The organism is Alteromonas gracilis (assembly GCF_036870955.2).
Lineage (GTDB): Bacteria > Pseudomonadota > Gammaproteobacteria > Enterobacterales > Alteromonadaceae > Alteromonas > Alteromonas gracilis_A.
The window spans coordinates 1,269,817-1,286,908 of sequence record NZ_CP145482.2 but is presented as its reverse complement, the minus strand read 5'-3'; the positions used below and the strand labels follow the sequence as shown (position 1 = coordinate 1,286,908).

At 44.5% G+C, this 17,092-nt stretch carries 13 protein-coding genes and 2 pseudogenes; 7 read left to right on the top strand and 8 right to left on the bottom strand.

Going from position 1 to position 17,092, the window contains the following annotated elements; genetic code table 11:
- Positions 1-12 precede the first annotated feature (12 nt).
- Positions 13-1,428, top strand: coding sequence for a M20/M25/M40 family metallo-hydrolase (locus tag V6N89_RS06175; protein WP_346993545.1), 1,416 nt, complete (start codon positions 13-15; stop codon positions 1,426-1,428).
- 302 nt (positions 1,429-1,730) lie between these two features.
- Here the strand turns inward: V6N89_RS06175 and cspE are convergent, their stop codons facing one another.
- Positions 1,731-1,943, bottom strand: coding sequence for a transcription antiterminator/RNA stability regulator CspE (cspE, locus tag V6N89_RS06170; RefSeq protein WP_338516829.1), 213 nt, complete (start codon positions 1,941-1,943; stop codon positions 1,731-1,733).
- A gap of 374 nt (positions 1,944-2,317) precedes the next feature.
- Between cspE and V6N89_RS06165 the strand changes: the two genes are divergently transcribed.
- The 3 genes from V6N89_RS06165 (at position 2,318) to glpQ (ending at position 4,676) form a co-directional block, all read left to right on the top strand.
- A complete protein-coding gene (locus V6N89_RS06165) occupies positions 2,318-3,028 on the top strand; it encodes an SDR family oxidoreductase (RefSeq protein WP_338516828.1) in 711 nt (236 codons plus the stop codon).
- 142 nt (positions 3,029-3,170) lie between these two features.
- Positions 3,171-3,554, top strand: coding sequence for a lactoylglutathione lyase (gene gloA / locus V6N89_RS06160; RefSeq protein WP_338516827.1), 384 nt, complete (start codon positions 3,171-3,173; stop codon positions 3,552-3,554).
- 135 nt (positions 3,555-3,689) lie between these two features.
- Positions 3,690-4,676, top strand: coding sequence for a glycerophosphodiester phosphodiesterase (glpQ, locus tag V6N89_RS06155; protein WP_431189790.1), 987 nt, complete (start codon positions 3,690-3,692; stop codon positions 4,674-4,676).
- A gap of 31 nt (positions 4,677-4,707) precedes the next feature.
- Here glpQ and V6N89_RS06150 read toward each other — a convergent pair whose 3' ends face one another.
- Positions 4,708-5,580 carry a flagellar protein MotY gene (locus V6N89_RS06150; protein ID WP_338516826.1) on the bottom strand — a complete coding sequence of 291 codons (873 nt, stop codon included), beginning with the start codon at positions 5,578-5,580 and terminating at the stop codon, positions 4,708-4,710.
- Between the two features lie 217 nt (positions 5,581-5,797).
- On the opposite strand from V6N89_RS06150, the gene rnt reads away from it, so the two are divergent.
- Positions 5,798-6,433 carry a ribonuclease T gene (gene rnt, locus V6N89_RS06145; RefSeq protein ID WP_338516825.1) on the top strand — a complete coding sequence of 212 codons (636 nt, stop codon included), beginning with the start codon at positions 5,798-5,800 and terminating at the stop codon, positions 6,431-6,433.
- 58 nt (positions 6,434-6,491) lie between these two features.
- On the opposite strand, the gene V6N89_RS06140 is transcribed toward rnt, so the two are convergent.
- A complete protein-coding gene (locus V6N89_RS06140; protein ID WP_346993544.1) occupies positions 6,492-7,097 on the bottom strand; it encodes a peroxiredoxin in 606 nt (201 codons plus the stop codon).
- 307 nt (positions 7,098-7,404) lie between these two features.
- Between V6N89_RS06140 and V6N89_RS06135 the strand changes: the two genes are divergently transcribed.
- Complete coding sequence (locus V6N89_RS06135; RefSeq protein ID WP_338516824.1) at positions 7,405-7,599, top strand: bacterioferritin-associated ferredoxin; 195 nt, start codon at positions 7,405-7,407, stop codon at positions 7,597-7,599.
- A 106-nt stretch (positions 7,600-7,705) separates the two neighbouring features.
- Here the strand turns inward: V6N89_RS06135 and V6N89_RS06130 are convergent.
- The 5 genes and pseudogenes from V6N89_RS06130 to V6N89_RS06110 form a co-directional block, all read right to left on the bottom strand.
- Positions 7,706-10,579, bottom strand: a pseudogene (locus V6N89_RS06130) (TonB-dependent receptor plug domain-containing protein).
- Between the two features lie 276 nt (positions 10,580-10,855).
- On the bottom strand, positions 10,856-11,908 hold the full coding sequence (locus tag V6N89_RS06125) for a FecR family protein (RefSeq protein WP_346993543.1): 1,053 nt from the start codon (positions 11,906-11,908) through the stop codon (positions 10,856-10,858).
- A gap of 1 nt (position 11,909) precedes the next feature.
- Complete coding sequence (locus V6N89_RS06120) at positions 11,910-12,470, bottom strand: RNA polymerase sigma factor (RefSeq protein ID WP_431189789.1); 561 nt, start codon at positions 12,468-12,470, stop codon at positions 11,910-11,912.
- Between the two features lie 189 nt (positions 12,471-12,659).
- A pseudogene (locus V6N89_RS06115) lies at positions 12,660-15,249 on the bottom strand (TonB-dependent receptor plug domain-containing protein).
- Between the two features lie 333 nt (positions 15,250-15,582).
- On the bottom strand, positions 15,583-15,933 hold the full coding sequence (locus V6N89_RS06110) for a Grx4 family monothiol glutaredoxin (protein WP_338516820.1): 351 nt from the start codon (positions 15,931-15,933) through the stop codon (positions 15,583-15,585).
- A gap of 390 nt (positions 15,934-16,323) precedes the next feature.
- On the opposite strand from V6N89_RS06110, the gene sodB reads away from it, so the two are divergent.
- The gene (gene sodB, locus V6N89_RS06105; RefSeq protein ID WP_338516819.1) at positions 16,324-16,905 is read left to right on the top strand and encodes a superoxide dismutase [Fe]; all 582 of its coding nucleotides are present in this window, start codon (positions 16,324-16,326) and stop codon (positions 16,903-16,905) included.
- Positions 16,906-17,092 lie beyond the last annotated feature (187 nt).

Genomic DNA, 17,092 nt, shown 5'->3' with positions numbered 1-17,092 from the left:
CACGGAGAACACATGTCCCGATTGACAACTATCGCTAAGCACTTAGCGTTTGGTGCACTAATGAGTGCCTGCAGTTTTGGCGTATTCGCTGAAGCGCCCCCCATTTCTGACAAGCAAAAAAAGAATGCTGAAGCATTAATTCAAAAAGCATTGGACAGCGATCTAGGGTTCGAAATTGTTGAGTCACTGACTACCGAAATAGGACCGCGTTTAGGCGGCTCTGAAGCGGAAAAGCGCGCCCGTGATTGGGGAGTGAAGTTAGGCCAAAAACTTGGCTTTGATAGAGTCGGAATCGAAGAGTTTACCATGCCATTTTGGGATCGAGGGCACTTGCATATCGCAATGACGGCCCCTTACCAGCAGCCTCTTTATGGCACGGCATTGGGTGGCGCAGCCCCTACTAAGACGCAAATAGACGCTGATGTAGTTTATTTTCGTGATATTCACGCGTTGACCGATATTCAAGATGGTGCGCTTAAAGGCAAAATCGCATTTGTTGATGGCGACGCTATGGTGAAAAGCCAAACTGGTGCTGGATATTCTCAAGCGAATCAGCGTCGTCGTGTAGGTTGGCAACATGCTCAGCGTGGCGGCGCTCGTGCACTTGTCGTGCGCTCTGTGGGCTCAGACTCTCACCGATTCCCTCACTCTGGCATGATGAGTAGTGACGATGGCGAGTGGGCGGAAATACCGGTTATCGCTATTTCAAATCCAGATGCAGATCATCTTCGTCGGCTACACCAATTGGGTAAGACACTATCGCTGTCGTTACATTCAGAATCTAAGTGGGAGGGCGAAGTTGATAGTGGCAACGTTATTCTCGACCTCATCGGCAGTGAAAAACCAGAAGAAATTGTGCTTATTGGCGGTCACTTAGATAGCTGGGACTTAGGAACTGGTGCCGTTGATGATGGTGCAGGTATTGCTATCACTACTGCCGCTGCAGCCCTCATTGCTTCTTTACCAGAACGCCCAAAACGCACCATTCGCGTTGTTATGTTTGGTGCTGAAGAAGTAGGCCTACTAGGGGCATTTGCATACGCCAAACAACATGAAAACGACTTAAGCAATCACGTGTTGGCGACTGAGTCTGATTTTGGCGCGCAAACCATTTGGCAAATTGTTTCTAATGTGAACCCTGAAGCCACGGCCTTGGTGGATGAGATTGCCAAGATTTTGTCGCCACTTGGCATAGTTCGAGGCGGTTCAGATGTTGCGGGCGGCGGCCCTGACATTATACCACTTGCAGCTAAAGGTGTTCCCACAATCAGATTAAACCAAAATGGTCATGATTACTTCGACCTGCACCACACACCAGACGACACGTTGGATAAGATTGATCCCGATGAACTTGCTCAAAATATTGCAGCGTACGCCGCAAGTATTTACTTACTAGCAGATTCAGCGGTTGAACTTAAGAAAAATTAGCAAGTATTTGCTTAAAAGACTTACGACAGCGAGCGTTGCAGTAATTTATCTAAAAACGCTCGCCTGTCGTTTTTATTGCTAAATTCTACGCGCTTCATGCTACCTACTTCGCGATAAGCGATACTATTTTTGTGTACAGAGATATCAGAGACGGTGTGACAAAATTGAGGGTGTTCTAAAGAGGGAATTATGATAAGTACTCCATTTTTTTGTTTTTATAAATATTCTTGTTCCTTTTGTTATTCAAAATTTTAAGCGTCATGAGCAAGCCATTTTCACGACCTGCCCATGCAAAAAGCCGCTTAGCGTACTACTACATTAGCAGCTTGTGGGCCTTTTTGACCTTGCTCTACTTCAAAGCTTACAGCTTGACCTTCAGCAAGAGTTTTGAAACCTTCTGATGCAATCGAACGGAAGTGTACGAAAACGTCTTTGCCGCCATTTTCTTGCGTTAAAAAGCCGTAACCTTTTTCTTCGTTAAACCACTTAACTGTACCGTTTACAGAATTAGACATAATAATAACCTTTAAAAATTGATGTGATGGTGAAGACTCACCGTAAAGCTATAGACATAACCGAACTAATAAAGTGTTGTATATCTGTATATCTAAACTTCAATTTGAAGGAATTACAAAAGGTACAGCGCAGTAATAGGAAAAGCGTAAAACATATCTAAAGCGCGGTGGAGAATACAGAGTTACCTCTGCATTGTCCAATTATTTATCGTATATATTTTACACACCCCTATATTTTATTGTCACTCATCTCACACCAATGTTGTGAACGTCTTAGAAAACGCTGCTGAAAACGTATGTTTTTGGGGTATTTCTGTCACATGCGCTAACGTACACCTCTAGAAACTTTATGAGATTCACATAAGGAGAATATCATGACAGACCGTTACACATTAACAAACAAAACTGCAATTGTTACGGGAGGTGGCAAAGGGTTAGGAAAAACGATAGTCAGTTTTTTATTAAATAAAGGCATGCAAGTGGCTATTTGCGGTCGCACCCAAAAAACAATTTCTGACACCGTTGAACAATACAGCGCTGAATTTCCCGGTAAAGTATTTGGGCAAGTATGTGATGTGTCGCACAGTGATAGCGTATCTCGCTTTGTCAAAAACGTATCGGAAAAATTTGGCGATATTCACGTTTTAATCAATAACAGTGGCTTTGGCAAAGAGACTCGTATTTGGGAAACCAGTGAGGCTGACTGGGACGACGTGATGGACACCAATACGAAAGGCGCATTTCTAATGTGCAAAGCTGTCGTGCCTAACATGATTGAGAGAAAAGAGGGATACATCATCAATATTGCCTCTCAAGCAGCCCTTAATGGCTATGCGAATGCTGGCGTTTACTGTGCGTCGAAATTTGCACTGGTTGGTTTGGGTAAAGCATTACAGGAAGAAGTGCGCGAGTTTGGTATTCATGTGCATTCGCTCAACCCTGCGCTTATCCAGTCTCAAAAAGTGAAGAGCGATCAAGTGGATAATGGGTTAATCCAAAATGAAGACCTTTCTGAAATGATCGTTTATCTTCTCTCGCAGCCGCGACGATTGAAAATCGATAACATTGGACTTTGGGGTTTTTAGTTCACATTTTTTGATAAACGCTAACGTCTTTAAGCCTTAACATTTCTCATTTATATTAGAGCGCATTGAGAGGATTAACAAAAGCGATGCTTACCATGCGCTTATCGCGTGAGTATCGCACTTACATAACTGAGAGACCGTTATGCGAATGCTACATACGATGCTTAGAGTTGAAGACTTAGAAGCATCACTTCACTTTTATACCCAGTTAATGGGAATGCGACTTCTTCGCCAATCTGAAAACCAAGAGTACGAATATACCTTGGCTTTTGTCGGCTATGGTGAGGAGTCTAACAGCACCGTTCTTGAGCTTACCTATAATTGGGGTGACAACACGTACGATAAGGGCAATGCTTATGGACACATTGCCATTGAGGTAGATGACATTTACGCCTTTTGCGATCGTCTTAAAAGCAATGGCGCTGACGTCTACCGCGAACCAGGCCCCGTAAAAGGCGGCAGTACCGTTATCGCTTTTGTTCGTGACCCTGATGGCTATGCCATCGAATTAATACAAGCCAAATAACCTGTTGGCAACATCACCTTTAAAGGGAGTTTAACACTCGTGAAAATGCCATTCCCCCTATTGCCTATGCAGTATTTTAAAAAATCTGTTAAGGCGAGTGTTTTAGCATCTATCGTCATGGTACCCATTGCTACCATGGCAACGTCTTTTGAAGAGCGTGACTCAGCAAAGGCCGAGAAGAATGAATTTGTCATTGTGGCGCACCGCGGCGCTTCGGGCTATTTGCCTGAACATTCGTTGGAATCCACTACCCTGGCATATGCGCAAGGTCCAGATTTCATAGAACAAGATGTGGTGATCACCAAGGATAATGTTCCGGTTGTATTACACGACATTCATCTTGAAACAGTATCGAATGTTGAGATGGTTTTCCCCACTCGCCATCGCAGCGACGGTCGTTACTATGCGCGAGACTTTACGTTATCTGAGTTAAAAACACTGGCATTACATGAACGTGCTGACAGTGACGGGAAACAGGTATTCAAAGCGCGTTATAGTGGTACAAAAGCACATTTCACCATTGCGACCTTGTATGAACATTTTGAACTTATCAGCGAACTAAACCGCGAGTTTGGTCAGCATATAGGGGTTTACCCTGAAGTTAAGTCACCCGCTTTTCATCTCAATGAAGGGGTGGATGCAAGTAAAATCGTTATTGATGCATTACTTGAGTATGGCTTCGGAGGGGATTCAGGCAACAGCTTCCTTCAATGTTTTGACTTTACCGAAGTTAAAAGAATACGAAGTGAGCTCGATTATAAAGGCAAAATAGTCATGTTAATCGGCGAGAATAGCTGGAAAGAGAGCGGCACAGACTATGATTGGTTGCGCTCTGAAGAAGGCATGCGTGTTGTTGCTCAATATGCAGACGGCGTTGGTCCATGGCTTGGCCATGTATTAGATGGCAAAGCCATGAAACAAGGTGAAATAAAGCTAGCATCATGGCTCACACATGTGTACGCAAACAATCTAACGATTCACCCCTATACCTATAGACACGATGCGCTACCTGCGGGAATGACTGGAGAAGCGCTTCTTCAAACACTAAAAAAGGTGGTAAAAGCAGACGGCGTGTTTACTGATCAAGTGCCGCCTGTGAAAGAATGGCGAAAAAACGATTAGTCGAATGAGGGCTCAACGTGAAAAGCGCGGCCTAGGATTTAGAAAGACGCACCACTACCCTACGGTTCTGTGCTCTGCTCTCTCTTGTATCATTAGGTGCAATGTGACGTTTTTCACCGTGCCCTGTCAGTTGAATTCGCTCTTCAGGAACACCAAGGGTTGTTAAGTAGCTTTTCACTTCGTTAGCTCGACGAATAGAAAGCTGCTCGTTGTTCCAACGCCCACCGTAACTATCTGTGTAACCATCAAGCAACACAAGCTCTAGCTCTGTATCTTCTTTAAGATATTCGCCAATCATATTTAAGCGCTTGCGAGAATACTTTGTTAGCTCTGTACTGTTATTTTTGTACGACAATACCGTGTAGGAGATATCGTCAAAACTAAATGGCAAAAGGTTAGAAACGCATTTGGCGAACTCTCTATAAACACCCGTGAAATTGCTGGCATTTAAGGCTACGGCGACTTGGTCATATTTGTTGTACCAGTCCTGGTAGTAAATTGTAGGCCAATATCCTTTTTCTAGCTCAGACAGCATTGTCCACGCGGCATCCTGAGGTAGGTCGCCATTGTACTGTTTGCGAATAGACATATCTGCAATAGGCTTAGGTGCAGCACCAGGCATCCAGCGCGGCGGCACCGAATACACGGAGGCCACTTCAAACTTACTGGGTAGCAAGTACATATCTAACTCGAACTCCATGTTCAGCTGTTTTGACGCAACGCTTGTAAATAGCGCTTCACCATAGCCGGGGAGTTCGTGATTCAACCTACATTGAAGGCGCGATTGGCTCTCAACCTTCCAGTTTGAGCTTTCAACGGTGGCAGAATATTGGCGCATCGCCGCATGGGCTGATAACGAACCTAACAATCCAACTAGGACCAGGTATTTTAATTTAGACACCATAAAGAAAACCTAACGTGAAAACTCAGAAAATCCGAAAACAGCGCAATACTGCATAAGCTTATCTTTTCTATCGCCTGAAGTGTAGAAAACTTTAGGCGCAAAATTCAAACTGGTAACTCACAATTATCCCTGCGATAATTCCACCTTCATTATTTGCCGTGGTGCGTAGAGCGCGTCCATGCTATTTCATTCATTAGTATAGTTCTCAAGAGTGTTTATGTCTTCAAACCCGCCCCTACTCTCACAACGATTTAGAGGTTATTTTCCCGTTGTAATAGATGTCGAAACTGCTGGATTTAACGCAGGCACCGATGCATTGCTGGAACTCGCCGCTGTGACAGTAAAGATGGACGACGATGGTATTCTTCACCCTGATGAAACCTTTCATTACCATATCAATCCATTTGAAGGTGCAAATTTAGAACCCGCAGCACTCGAGTTTAATGGAATTGATCCGCACTGTGCATTGCGAGGTGCCATTGAAGAAAGTGAAGCAATGAAGGCGCTGTGTAAAGGTATCCGGAAAGCGCAGAAAAATGCTGATTGCCAACGCTCTGTCATCGTGGCTCACAATGCCACATTTGATCAGAGCTTCGTCAACGCTGCCATTGAGCGTTCAAACATAAAGCGTACGCCGTTTCATCCCTTTGTGTCGTTTGATACAACCAGCCTTGCCGGATTAGCTTTGGGCCAGACTGTACTTGTGAAGGCATGTAGAGCGGCAGGAATCGCTTTTGATCAGAGCGAGGCGCATAGCGCACTTTATGATGCACAAAAGACGACTGAGCTTTTTTGTTACATGGTCAACCGCTATCAAGCGCTGGGTGGATGGCCTTTGCCTACCGCCGAATAAAGGTCATACAAAAACAGCGCCCTTGGGCGCTGTTTTTTAATTTATAAGCAAGCTTAACTTACAGTTTGTCAGCTTCTTCAGAAAGGTACTTAGCGACACCTTCAGGTGATGCATCCATACCAGCTTTACCTTCAGTCCAACCCGCTGGGCACACTTCACCATGTTCTTGGTGGAATGCAAGTGCGTCAACCATACGTAGCATCTCGTCTACGTTACGGCCAAGTGGTAAATCGTTAATTACTTGGTGACGTACAAGGCCGTCTTCATCAATTAGGAATGAACCACGGAACGCAACGCCGTCTTCAGGATGCTCAACGTCATACGCCTGACAAATTTCGTGTTTAACGTCAGCAACAAGTGTGTACTTAACTGGACCAATGCCACCTTCGTTTACTGGTGTATTTCTCCACGCGTTGTGAGAAAACTGAGAATCGATAGATACACCAATGACTTCAACACCGCGCTTTTTGAACTCGTCAAAACGCTTATCAAAAGCAATTAGCTCTGATGGGCAAACGAATGTGAAATCAAGTGGGTAAAAGAACACAACCGCTTTTTTACCTTTAATCGCTTCGCTTAGCGTGAAAGTGTCAACAATCTCACCACTTCCTAACACTGCTGCTGCTGTAAAATCTGGCGCTGGGCGGCCTACTAATACACTCATGAGTTTCTCCACTTAACATTGGATTGTAATAATAAAAGTCGTTGAGTTGCTCAACCACTTGTGAATTCTTGTTAGGGGGAGTTATAGGTCCAAATCTGAAAATAACAACATGAAAAAGCGACTTTTTTTACTGATCGTACCAAATAGTGAAACTCGTCGCTCTGCGTAGGTGATATTTTAAACGTAAATAGCCATCAAAAATGGTATTGAAGGCTTTCATTAAAAATGCCCGCTCCATTTAATCTTTTCTTGCCAAACTGACGAATAACAATTATTATCATTTACAGATTCATTTGGAGTACGTTTAATGTTTGTTTGTATGTGTTATGGGGTAACTGATAAAAGCATCCGCGCCGCTGTTGAAAGTAATGGTGTGGGCAATATGCGTGAGTTACGTCAACACCTTGAACTAGGATCGCAGTGCGGCAAGTGCATTCAAATGGCTCAGCAAATCATTGATCAGACAATTATCGACGAGTCCTTATTCAAGGATGTCGGATAATATTCCGCTAAATTATTTAATTTTCGCCATTCTCAGGCATTCCCATTATCACTGAGTAATGTTGTTGCCCAGGAATTGATCAGACCATCAGATCAGGTATTGGTCGTCAATCAAACGAATATTCCAGCCCAAGATAATAAAATGCGCCATTAATACCGCTTGGTGATGTTGGCGGATAAAGCGCACCCACTTCGCCACTAAACGGATTAATATCTGGCAATGAATCAAACAGGTTTTGGGCTCCAAGCGTTGCACGTACATGTGGGCTAAATTGCCACGCCACTTGGGCATCAAATGTGGTAAGCGCATCGCCCTCTATGTCCATACCCGCAGACGCATCTAAATGGTCTTCATAGAAAGCCCCGTAGTAATTAAGACGCCAAGTGAGCGCCCAATCCCCTATCGCTTGCTCTAATGTGATATTGCCCCTGTGAGCAGGCAAATTGTCTTCTAACATCCGAATGCGGGCATCAGTCAAGTTTGGCTGCATGACGATTACTCCGTCAACCAGAGCAGGATAAAGCGTTACCCTTTCAACTTGTGTATCGGTCCAGTTATAAGCAAAGAGCAATGTGTTCTGCCAATCATTTATCGAAAAACCATAATTAACGACAACATCAATACCTTGCGTTTTGGTATCAAAATCATTTGTGAAATACTTCGCTGCATTGTATTTCACCGCATCCGACCGACCTTGCGCTATCAGCGCATTGATATCTTGCTCTGTAAGTGGAATGGCTGATGTCGTGCTTATGCGATCTGAAAGCCGAATATTGAAATAATCAAAAGTAGCAAAAAAGCTATCACTGAATTGCATGACAGCACCAAGGCTAAAATTGACAGACTCTTCTGGGGTAAGTGGAGTTGCGCCTAACTGGACTGAAATCAGATCTGTTGGCGGTAAGGTCGCCTGGTCTTCTAACCCATTAGGGCCATACGCTGTCGTGACATTGATAACATTGCTTTGTCCAACAGTTGGGGCTTTAAAGCCCGTATTGATAGACCCCCTTAGTGCAAAGGTATCATCAATCTTATATCGCGAGCTCAATTTACCATCAAATGTTGACCCAAAATCACTAAAGTGCTCAACACGGGTAGCGACAGCAAATTGCCATCCTTCAGAAACATAGAACTCTAGGTCTGCATACAGCGCCCAATTGTTTCTACTCCAGTGACTAAGCAGATTGAGGCTGATAGCCAGGAAAACCGTTAGATCCGATAGAAAACCCCTGTATTAATCCAAGAGGCGGTTCTAATGCAAATGGACCTGCAACATAAGAAGGTTCATCGCCTGCTTTTTGGAAATAGGTTTCTTTCCGCCATTCAAGGCCAACGGCTATACTTACGGGGTCTTCGAAAATGGTTTGTATTAGCTTGGCAAAGTCGAGATTTAACGTTCGCTCTACTTGAGATACGCTACCGGGCGAAAATTGCGTTGGAGACTGGGGTCCCAAAGAAGGGTTTACTGTTTCTGAAATCGTATATTCAATATCGCTATATCCCACTGACGCACTGGCATCCATTGCCCATCCGCTGGACAACTCTTTGCGTATTCCTAGCACCATGGAAGCGTCGGTTATTGTGCCGCCAAACCGCGGTGTAAAACCTCCAGGGAACCACTCATTAAACGCAAAGCAATTGGCACCTAGTGAAGTACTGTTGTCTGCGATAAGTAAATAGTTAGGATCTTGCAATACATTTGCATCACTTAATGAAATAGAAGGGCACTGGATACCATTGTCTATGCCGTCTAAATCAGCAATGATAAGTCGGCGCTCTCCCGTAACACTGTCTGTCCGACTAAACACCCCTTCCCGCGTTTGTGGATTTCTGTAATAAAAGCCGCCTTCAATTTCTCTTCTTGCCGTCGTTGCAAAGCTATAAAGCTCAGCGCCTGAAGCCAGAGTTAGGCCTGAATTCATGGCAAACTTCACATCTTTGTTCACATCAAGTGCGCCCCATATTTGTGAGGGGTTATTGATGAAGGTGTTGCCCTGGGCAATCAATGAAGCCGCATCGTCGCGCTGAACCGAACGAGAGGTCCCGTTTTGTTGTCTGTATTCCACCGTAGCATTAACAAACCCATCATTGCCCAATGAGAAGCCTTTATTTGCTTGAATCTGGAATAACTCACCATCGCCTTCACTGTAAAGGCCACTGCGAAAGGCAACGCTCCCTCCTTGGTTGCTATCCTTTAAGACGAAGTTTATTACACCTAAGCAATGGCATCAGAGCCGTATTGCGCTGATGCTCCGTCTCGCAATACCTCGACTTGTTGCAGTGCATAGGCGGGAATAACCGAGATATCTGGTCCTTGCGCGCCATCTGATAGCCCACCACCAAGAAACGTTATTACTGCGGAGCGATGTCGCCGCTTTCCATTTAGTAACAGCAGCGTGTGGTCTGAAGACATGCCCCTCAGATTTGCAGGTCTCACCAAACTGCTCGCATCATTAATAGGCTGGTCGTTAACGTTTAACGACGGAACCATTACACTCAGCATCGCTAGAACATCAGCGTTGCCCTGTGAACTCAAGGCTTGAGAACCGATAATATCAAGTGGTACAGGAGATTCCACGACGCTTCTTGGTGAGCTTCTTGTGCCGACTACCGCTATTTTCTCAAGCGCATTACCGGTATCTTCAGGCTCGTCTTGCTGGGGCTCCTGTGGTGTTTCTTTCGCAACTAGCGAGGCGCGTGAGCGAATACTCAAAGCGCCCGTCTCGTCTGTAACAACAGCAAGCTCGGTACCTTCTAAAAGCTGAACAAGCGCTTCATTAAGGGTAAAAGTACCTTCAAGGGCATTTGTTTTTACACGCTTAGCGAGATCAAAAGGAAACAACAGCGTTGTGTTGGCCTGCTTCGCAAGCTCTGTCAAAGCTTCGTTTGCATCTTGAGCGGGTATTGAAAACGTAAATGCGCTGCTATCAATAGACTCAGCAGTCTGATTAGTGGTTTGCGCCGCTACTTGCTGCGCTATCGATGCACAAGCAATAGCGACAGACAGGGGCAATATTCGCAGACTTGTGGTGAGTTTAGAGACACTGGTGCAGGGCTTTTTGCAAGGCGAATTTAAACGCGACTTTCCCAATGAAAGGAAAGACTTATAGGCTTTTGGAAGTAATCGCTTGTCGTATGCAATGCTGCTGTATCGCAAGAGTATTTTCGATGAGCTTGTTATTTTAATTATAGTGTCACATTAGTTGTCGGTATGCCAACCATGAAAGGCGAAAAATCGCCTTTCATTTGAGCAACGTTAGCTCTTTGCTACAGAGAGTTGAATGCTGTTTTCCGTTACTTTTTCATACTCTATGTTAAAACTACTTTTCAGCGCCGAAAGTAAACCGTCGATATCACCTACTTTGAAATAACCCGCCACGCGACGCTTACGCAGGGCATCTCCGGAAATATTGAATCTAACGGGTGTGTAACGGCCTATTTCTGCCAAAACGGCTTCTAGAGGTTCACCCTTGAACACAATCATCCCTTGCTGCCATGCCAAATCGTCATCAATATCATTTTGAGATAAATTTTCTCGCTCTTCTACCTTACCTTGCACGGTGGCCTTTTCGCCTGCAAACATAAGTAGTCCTTCTTCGGTGACCGATTTTCTACTGAACAGCAAATCGTTTGAAGCAGCGCTAAATCTGTCTTTGACCAAGACTTTCCCCTCGGTCACGACCAGTTCAAATGCGTTATCATCAACGTATTGCATGTTAAATGCCGTGCCAACGGCTGTAACCGTGTTACTGCCAGCGGTTACTGAGAACGGACGCTGTTTATCATGCGCAACTTCAAAATGCGCTTCTCCGCGCAACAGCACAATATTGCGCGCACTTGCTGAAAAGTCGACGGTGACAATGGAATTAGTATTGAGATGCAGCTTTGAGCCATCAGCCAATATTACGTTTTTCTGCTCGCCAACATCGGTTTGAACTTTTTCACTAATATTGGCAAATTGTGGCGCTGATTCAAACCATGTGCGCTGAACAATCACACTAAGTGCAACAGCCACTACAAAAAACGTGGCAGCCATCCCCCAAACCACTTGCTTGCCCATGCGTTGTTTTTGTTTTGTCTTGCGAGATTGCGGCTGAGGAAACAAACCACTGAGTTCGTTAAGAACCGACATATCGTCCCACAAACTCGCTGCATCCAAAAGTGCCTGACGATGTGCGTTGCTTTCACTCAACCACTCATCTAACTGCACTTTCTCTTCATCAAGCAAACCGCGGTCGAGGCGGCTTACCCACAGGCAAGCTTGCTCTTGGATATCTTCTTTGCTGGAAAACTGGCGAATATTATTCATGTTAACTACGGCTTATGTCCTGATTCGCATTGGCAGTGGCGCGGGGGATATCACTGTCTTTTGAAAGCTCGGCAAGATACCTAGAGCACATCATTAAACCTTTTGCGACATGCTTTTCGACCGTACTTTCACTAAGCCCCACAAGTTCAGCGATCTCTTTTTGACGCATGCCATATACTTTTTTAAGCAAAAAAACGCGTTTTACATCCGCAGACAATGTATCCGTGGCTCGGCAAAAGTGAATAAAACGCTCTTTGCTTTCTACATTTTTTTCTAAACTGTGCCCCACTAGCTCATAGGGCAATATATCCATATCATCAAATTGCTGCTTGTTTTTATTTTCAGCTTTTGCAATGTGATTCAGCGCTAAGTTACGCGCTGTCTTGAGCATATAAGTTCGCTCGTATTGTATTTCTTGTTTTAATTCGGCCTCATAGCTCTTTATAAAAGCTTCTTGGACGATATCTTCAATGTCGTCGGCGCCAACAATAGAGCCTACCGCGCGCATCAATTTCGAACGGTATTTTAAGAAGGTTTCGGCTACTGTCGACTTTTTCGTCATAGTTTTAAATGTATTGTGTTTCGATTTGCTTACAGTGGCATCCATAATGCCACAAAAATTAATTTATTCACGCCTTTGCATTCAACGAATGCTTCCCTTTTTGACACGCTTAGCCATGTCCGGGCATTACATCTTCAATATCGTTAGCTAATTACAAATAGATAAGGGGCAAACGCCCCCTTGTCAGCTTTAGAAAGTGTAAACACCTCTTAGGTAGTAGAAACCACCGTTGATTCCAATTGGTGACGTCGTTGGATATGCTGAGCCCGCAATCTGAGCATAGGTGATACCACCTGCGTCAGTATTGTTTTCATCAGGATATTCATCAAACGCATTTCGTGCACCAACAGTCAACGTGAATTCTTCAGTAAAGTTGTAAGCAACTTCAAAATCGAATGTGATTTCAGAACCCACTTTGTCAATTGGCAACGCTGAATCTAAGTGATCTTCGAAAATGCTACCGAAATAGTTCATACGAGCTAAGAAGCGCCAGTCACCATTTGTATGGTTCGCGGTCGCGCTGTAACGCACTGCTGGAAGGTTATCTTCTAACATGCGAATACGGAAGTCAGAGATATTGTCTGACGCGCGGTCAACTTCTGTCGATGTCCAGTTATAAGCAAGTGAGAACTTGGTTTCACCGCCCATCATTTCCATTGCATAGTTTGCTACAACGTCAACACCTTCAGTAGTCGTATCAAAGTCATTAGTAAAGAAGCTAATTTCAGAGAAACTAGATGCGTCATTAATGCCTTGTGCAAGAAGCGTTGCGATGTCTTCTTCGGTAAGTGCAATACCAGAAGCAGTACTGATACGATCTGTCAGCTCAATGTTGTAGTAATCAGCAGTAATAAATAAGCCGTTATCGAAGTCAGCGACAACACCGAACGTGATGCTCTCTGACTCTTCAGGCGTCAACTGCTCACCACCTTTAAGCTGTGATACTGGATCAGTTGGTGGCAATGTTGCACGGTCAATCAACTGACCACCAGTACCAAACGCGGTTGTTACGTTGCGTACGTTACTTTGTCCAAGCGTCGGCGCTTTAAAGCCTGTAGAGAATGCACCACGGAAAGCAATGTTCTCAAGCGCCTGCCAACGGAAGGCAATCTTTCCTTTGGTGGTATCACCAAAGTCTGAGAAATCTTCATAACGTAGTGCACCTAGCTAGCATGAAGTTTTCAGTAATATAGGCTTCAGCATCAACATAAAGTGCGATGTTGTTGCGCGACACACGGCCTTGGCTATTGGCTGAAAGGCCAGGGAAACCATTTGAGCCAATACCAAAACCTTGTGTCGCCAACGGACCTATTTCATAAGACGCTGGATCACCCGCAAAACTCTCATAGCTTTCGTTTCTATATTGGAAACCAGTTGCTACAAACAGAGGCTCGTATAAACCTACATCGAAAGGTTTAGTGAAGTCGATATCAAGTGTTTGCTCAGACTGTGTGTAACGACCTGGGCTAAATTCAAACGGCGTGTTTGGACCTAACGACGGGTTAATTGTGTTGCTAATAGCGAAATCAACTTCGTTCTGACCTAAGTTAAGACTCACGTCATAAGTAATCTCGTTCGCTAATTCACCTCTCGTCCCGAATACCAAAGACATATCAGTCACGGTACCGCCAAAGCGAGGCGTAAAGCCACCTGGCAGAATTTCGTTGAACGCAAAACAGTCTGGGTTATTTGCTACTTCATTGATGTAACGAGGGTTCTGTAAAACGTTGTCACCCACTACGATATCAGTTGGGCAGTTGCCAGACATATCGCCTGTCAAATCGCCAACAAGCAGCAGTTGTTCGCCTGCGTCATTTGTACCACCGTCATTTACACCGCCGCGGTTGTGCGGGTTACGGAAGTAAAAGCCACCTTCAACTTCACGCTCTGCAAAGTTACCAAACATGTAAGCTTCTGCTGAATCAGATAACTCAAGACCCAAGTTGGCAAACAATTTAATGTCGTGCTTTATTTCTGGCGAACCCCAAATTTGCGCAGGGTCAGCAACAAAGGTGTTGCCTGCGTCAATAAGCGCCGCTGCATCGGCACGTTGAATACTGCGCGAGGTATCATCTGCCGTGCGGTATTCAGCCGACAGGTTGATAAAGCCTTTGTCTGACAGCGGAAGGCCAACGTTACCTGAAAGCTGGATCATGTCGCCGTCGCCCTCATAGAACGAACCATAACGCGCTTCAAATAATCCGCCTTCAGAGGCATCGTTAAGCACAAAGTTGATTACACCGGCGATAGCATCTGAACCGTATTGCGCTGCAGCACCATCACGCAACACTTCAACTTGCTTAAGCGCTGCTGCTGGGATAACTGAAATATCTGGACCTTGCGCACCGTCAGAAAGGCCGCCGCCCAAGAACGTAATAACCGCAGAGCGGTGACGACGCTTACCGTTTACAAGTACCAAGGTATGGTCAGATGCCATACCACGAAGGTTAGCAGGACGAACCAAAGTTGATGCATCGTTAATTGGCTGGTCGTTTACGTTAAAAGAAGGAACAACGGTTTGCATCATAGATACCATGTCAGTGGCACCCTGCTGCTTAAATTCTTCGCTAGAAATGATGTCGATAGGAACTGCTGAGTCAGCGACTGAACGAGGCGCCGCGCGCGAGCCTACTACCGCAATTTGTTCGTAATCTTCTGCTTTGGCACTTTCTTCTGCTTCTTGTGCAAATACTGGCGCCGTAGCCATTACTGAAAACGCAGCAGAGGCAGCTAAAACGCCTCGTACGTTTTTGGTCAATAAAGACAAGTTTGTATTCATGGTGGTTTCCCGGATTTTCTCTTCTGCCTTTCGCCAAGTGATGACATCGGCAATGGCACAGAGTGGTTGTTATTTTATACCTTCAACACTGACTGTGTTACGCGGAGCAAACGTCAAAACTCGCTCGTCAGTTGCATTTTTTATAGAACGCAAGATGCTAAAAAACAAACCTTTTTTGACAAAATAAAAATATTTTTTCAATGCATAGAGGATTTTGTTTTGTGACCTGTCTATAGAGTTTTTACGGGAATTTATGCGGGGAGTTTTTGGGGCTTTTCAATAAAAAAACCGACTAAAAGCCGGTTTTTCAATCTAATTTTCGGAGTACTCGAATTACTCGTCTTCTTTATGTTTTGCAGCGGTTTCTTTTATAAGTGGCTGAAGTTCATTTTGCTGGAACATTTCGATGATGATATCACAACCACCAACTAGCTCACCTTCAACCCAAAGCTGAGGGAACGTAGGCCAGTTCGCATATTTTGGAAGCTCTGCGCGGATGTCAGGGTTTTGAAGAATATCAACATAAGCAAAAGGTTCGCCGCACGACATCAGTGCTTGCGATGCTTGCGATGAAAAACCACAGCTAGGTAACTTTGGCGACCCTTTCATATAAAGAAGAATTGGATTCTCTTCGATTTGCTGTTTAATTCTCTCTAGCGTTGATTGGCTTTCAGTATTATCCATTGGATCCTCTCAGCGGGAAATTTTCGTTAGTTGTATGTGGGCACACTTCTCTACATTTTCAAGACCACCATAGCATAAATTTCTTTCAGGCCCTGTCAATCACTACCGAATCTCCTATTGGTTTTTCATCAAAAGAAAGCCTTACAGAGTAACTTTAAGTGATCTGTTCAACCCAAATAGCGCTATTTACCTTATCCAACTATTGTGTTCAAAAGATTAATTCGAAAAATTCACATTTTTGTCATTGAGTTATAGGACTTTATCCCCACATCTGCGTTATGCTTAAAGGTATAAAGTTTTAATTCGAGCGCAAGCTCAACGCGCATTTTACGAACAGGCATCGCAAGTGCGCAGCGAGATTAAAAATACTAAACCAACATGGAGACCGTCATGGCTTTTGAATTACCAGCATTACCATACGAACAAAATGCACTAGAACCACATATTTCTGCTGAAACGCTTGAGTATCACTACGGCAAGCACCACGCTACTTATGTCACTAAGCTTAACGGCCTAGTTGAAGGTACTGACATGGAAAGCAAGAGCCTTGAAGAAATTATTAAGTCTTCTGAAGGTGGTGTTTTCAATAATGCAGCGCAAATCTGGAACCACACATTCTATTGGCACAGCCTAAGCCCGAATGGTGGTGGCGAGCCTACTGGTGCACTAGCTGACGCTATCAACGCAAAGTGGGGCTCGTTCGCAGACTTCCAAGCTGCATTCAACGACAAAGCAGTAAACAACTTTGGTTCTAGCTGGACGTGGCTTGTTAAGACAGCTGACGGCGGCCTAGATATCGTTAACACAAGCAACGCAGAAACACCTATCTCTGGTGATGAGCTAACGCCTCTGCTAACGGTTGATTTGTGGGAACACGCTTACTACATCGATTACCGTAACGCGCGTCCTAAGTACCTAGAAAACTTCTGGGCTTTGGCTAACTGGGAATTTGCTAGCAGCAACTTCGCATAAGCTGAAATAAAGCGTTAAACACTTTTAAGAGCCCCGCCACGAGCGGGGCTTTTTGTTTTTACTTCAGTGCCGTATTTTAACAAAGATTAAGAGTTCATTGCCTCGCCACAGCCTTACTTTGCTCGTGCCTTCGTGCACACTTCCCACATTTAGTATGAGACACTAAATTCTTATAAAAGTTGCCTTT

Coding starts and splice junctions, on each gene's coding strand:
- V6N89_RS06175 (WP_346993545.1), top strand. CDS start 13: ATGTCCCGATTGACAACTATCGCTAAGCACTTAGCGTTTGGTGCACTA.
- cspE (WP_338516829.1), bottom strand. CDS start 1,943: ATGTCTAATTCTGTAAACGGTACAGTTAAGTGGTTTAACGAAGAAAAA.
- V6N89_RS06165 (WP_338516828.1), top strand. CDS start 2,318: ATGACAGACCGTTACACATTAACAAACAAAACTGCAATTGTTACGGGA.
- gloA (WP_338516827.1), top strand. CDS start 3,171: ATGCGAATGCTACATACGATGCTTAGAGTTGAAGACTTAGAAGCATCA.
- glpQ (WP_431189790.1), top strand. CDS start 3,690: ATGGCAACGTCTTTTGAAGAGCGTGACTCAGCAAAGGCCGAGAAGAAT.
- V6N89_RS06150 (WP_338516826.1), bottom strand. CDS start 5,580: ATGGTGTCTAAATTAAAATACCTGGTCCTAGTTGGATTGTTAGGTTCG.
- rnt (WP_338516825.1), top strand. CDS start 5,798: ATGTCTTCAAACCCGCCCCTACTCTCACAACGATTTAGAGGTTATTTT.
- V6N89_RS06140 (WP_346993544.1), bottom strand. CDS start 7,097: ATGAGTGTATTAGTAGGCCGCCCAGCGCCAGATTTTACAGCAGCAGCA.
- V6N89_RS06135 (WP_338516824.1), top strand. CDS start 7,405: ATGTTTGTTTGTATGTGTTATGGGGTAACTGATAAAAGCATCCGCGCC.
- V6N89_RS06125 (WP_346993543.1), bottom strand. CDS start 11,908: ATGAATAATATTCGCCAGTTTTCCAGCAAAGAAGATATCCAAGAGCAA.
- V6N89_RS06120 (WP_431189789.1), bottom strand. CDS start 12,470: ATGACGAAAAAGTCGACAGTAGCCGAAACCTTCTTAAAATACCGTTCG.
- V6N89_RS06110 (WP_338516820.1), bottom strand. CDS start 15,933: ATGGATAATACTGAAAGCCAATCAACGCTAGAGAGAATTAAACAGCAA.
- sodB (WP_338516819.1), top strand. CDS start 16,324: ATGGCTTTTGAATTACCAGCATTACCATACGAACAAAATGCACTAGAA.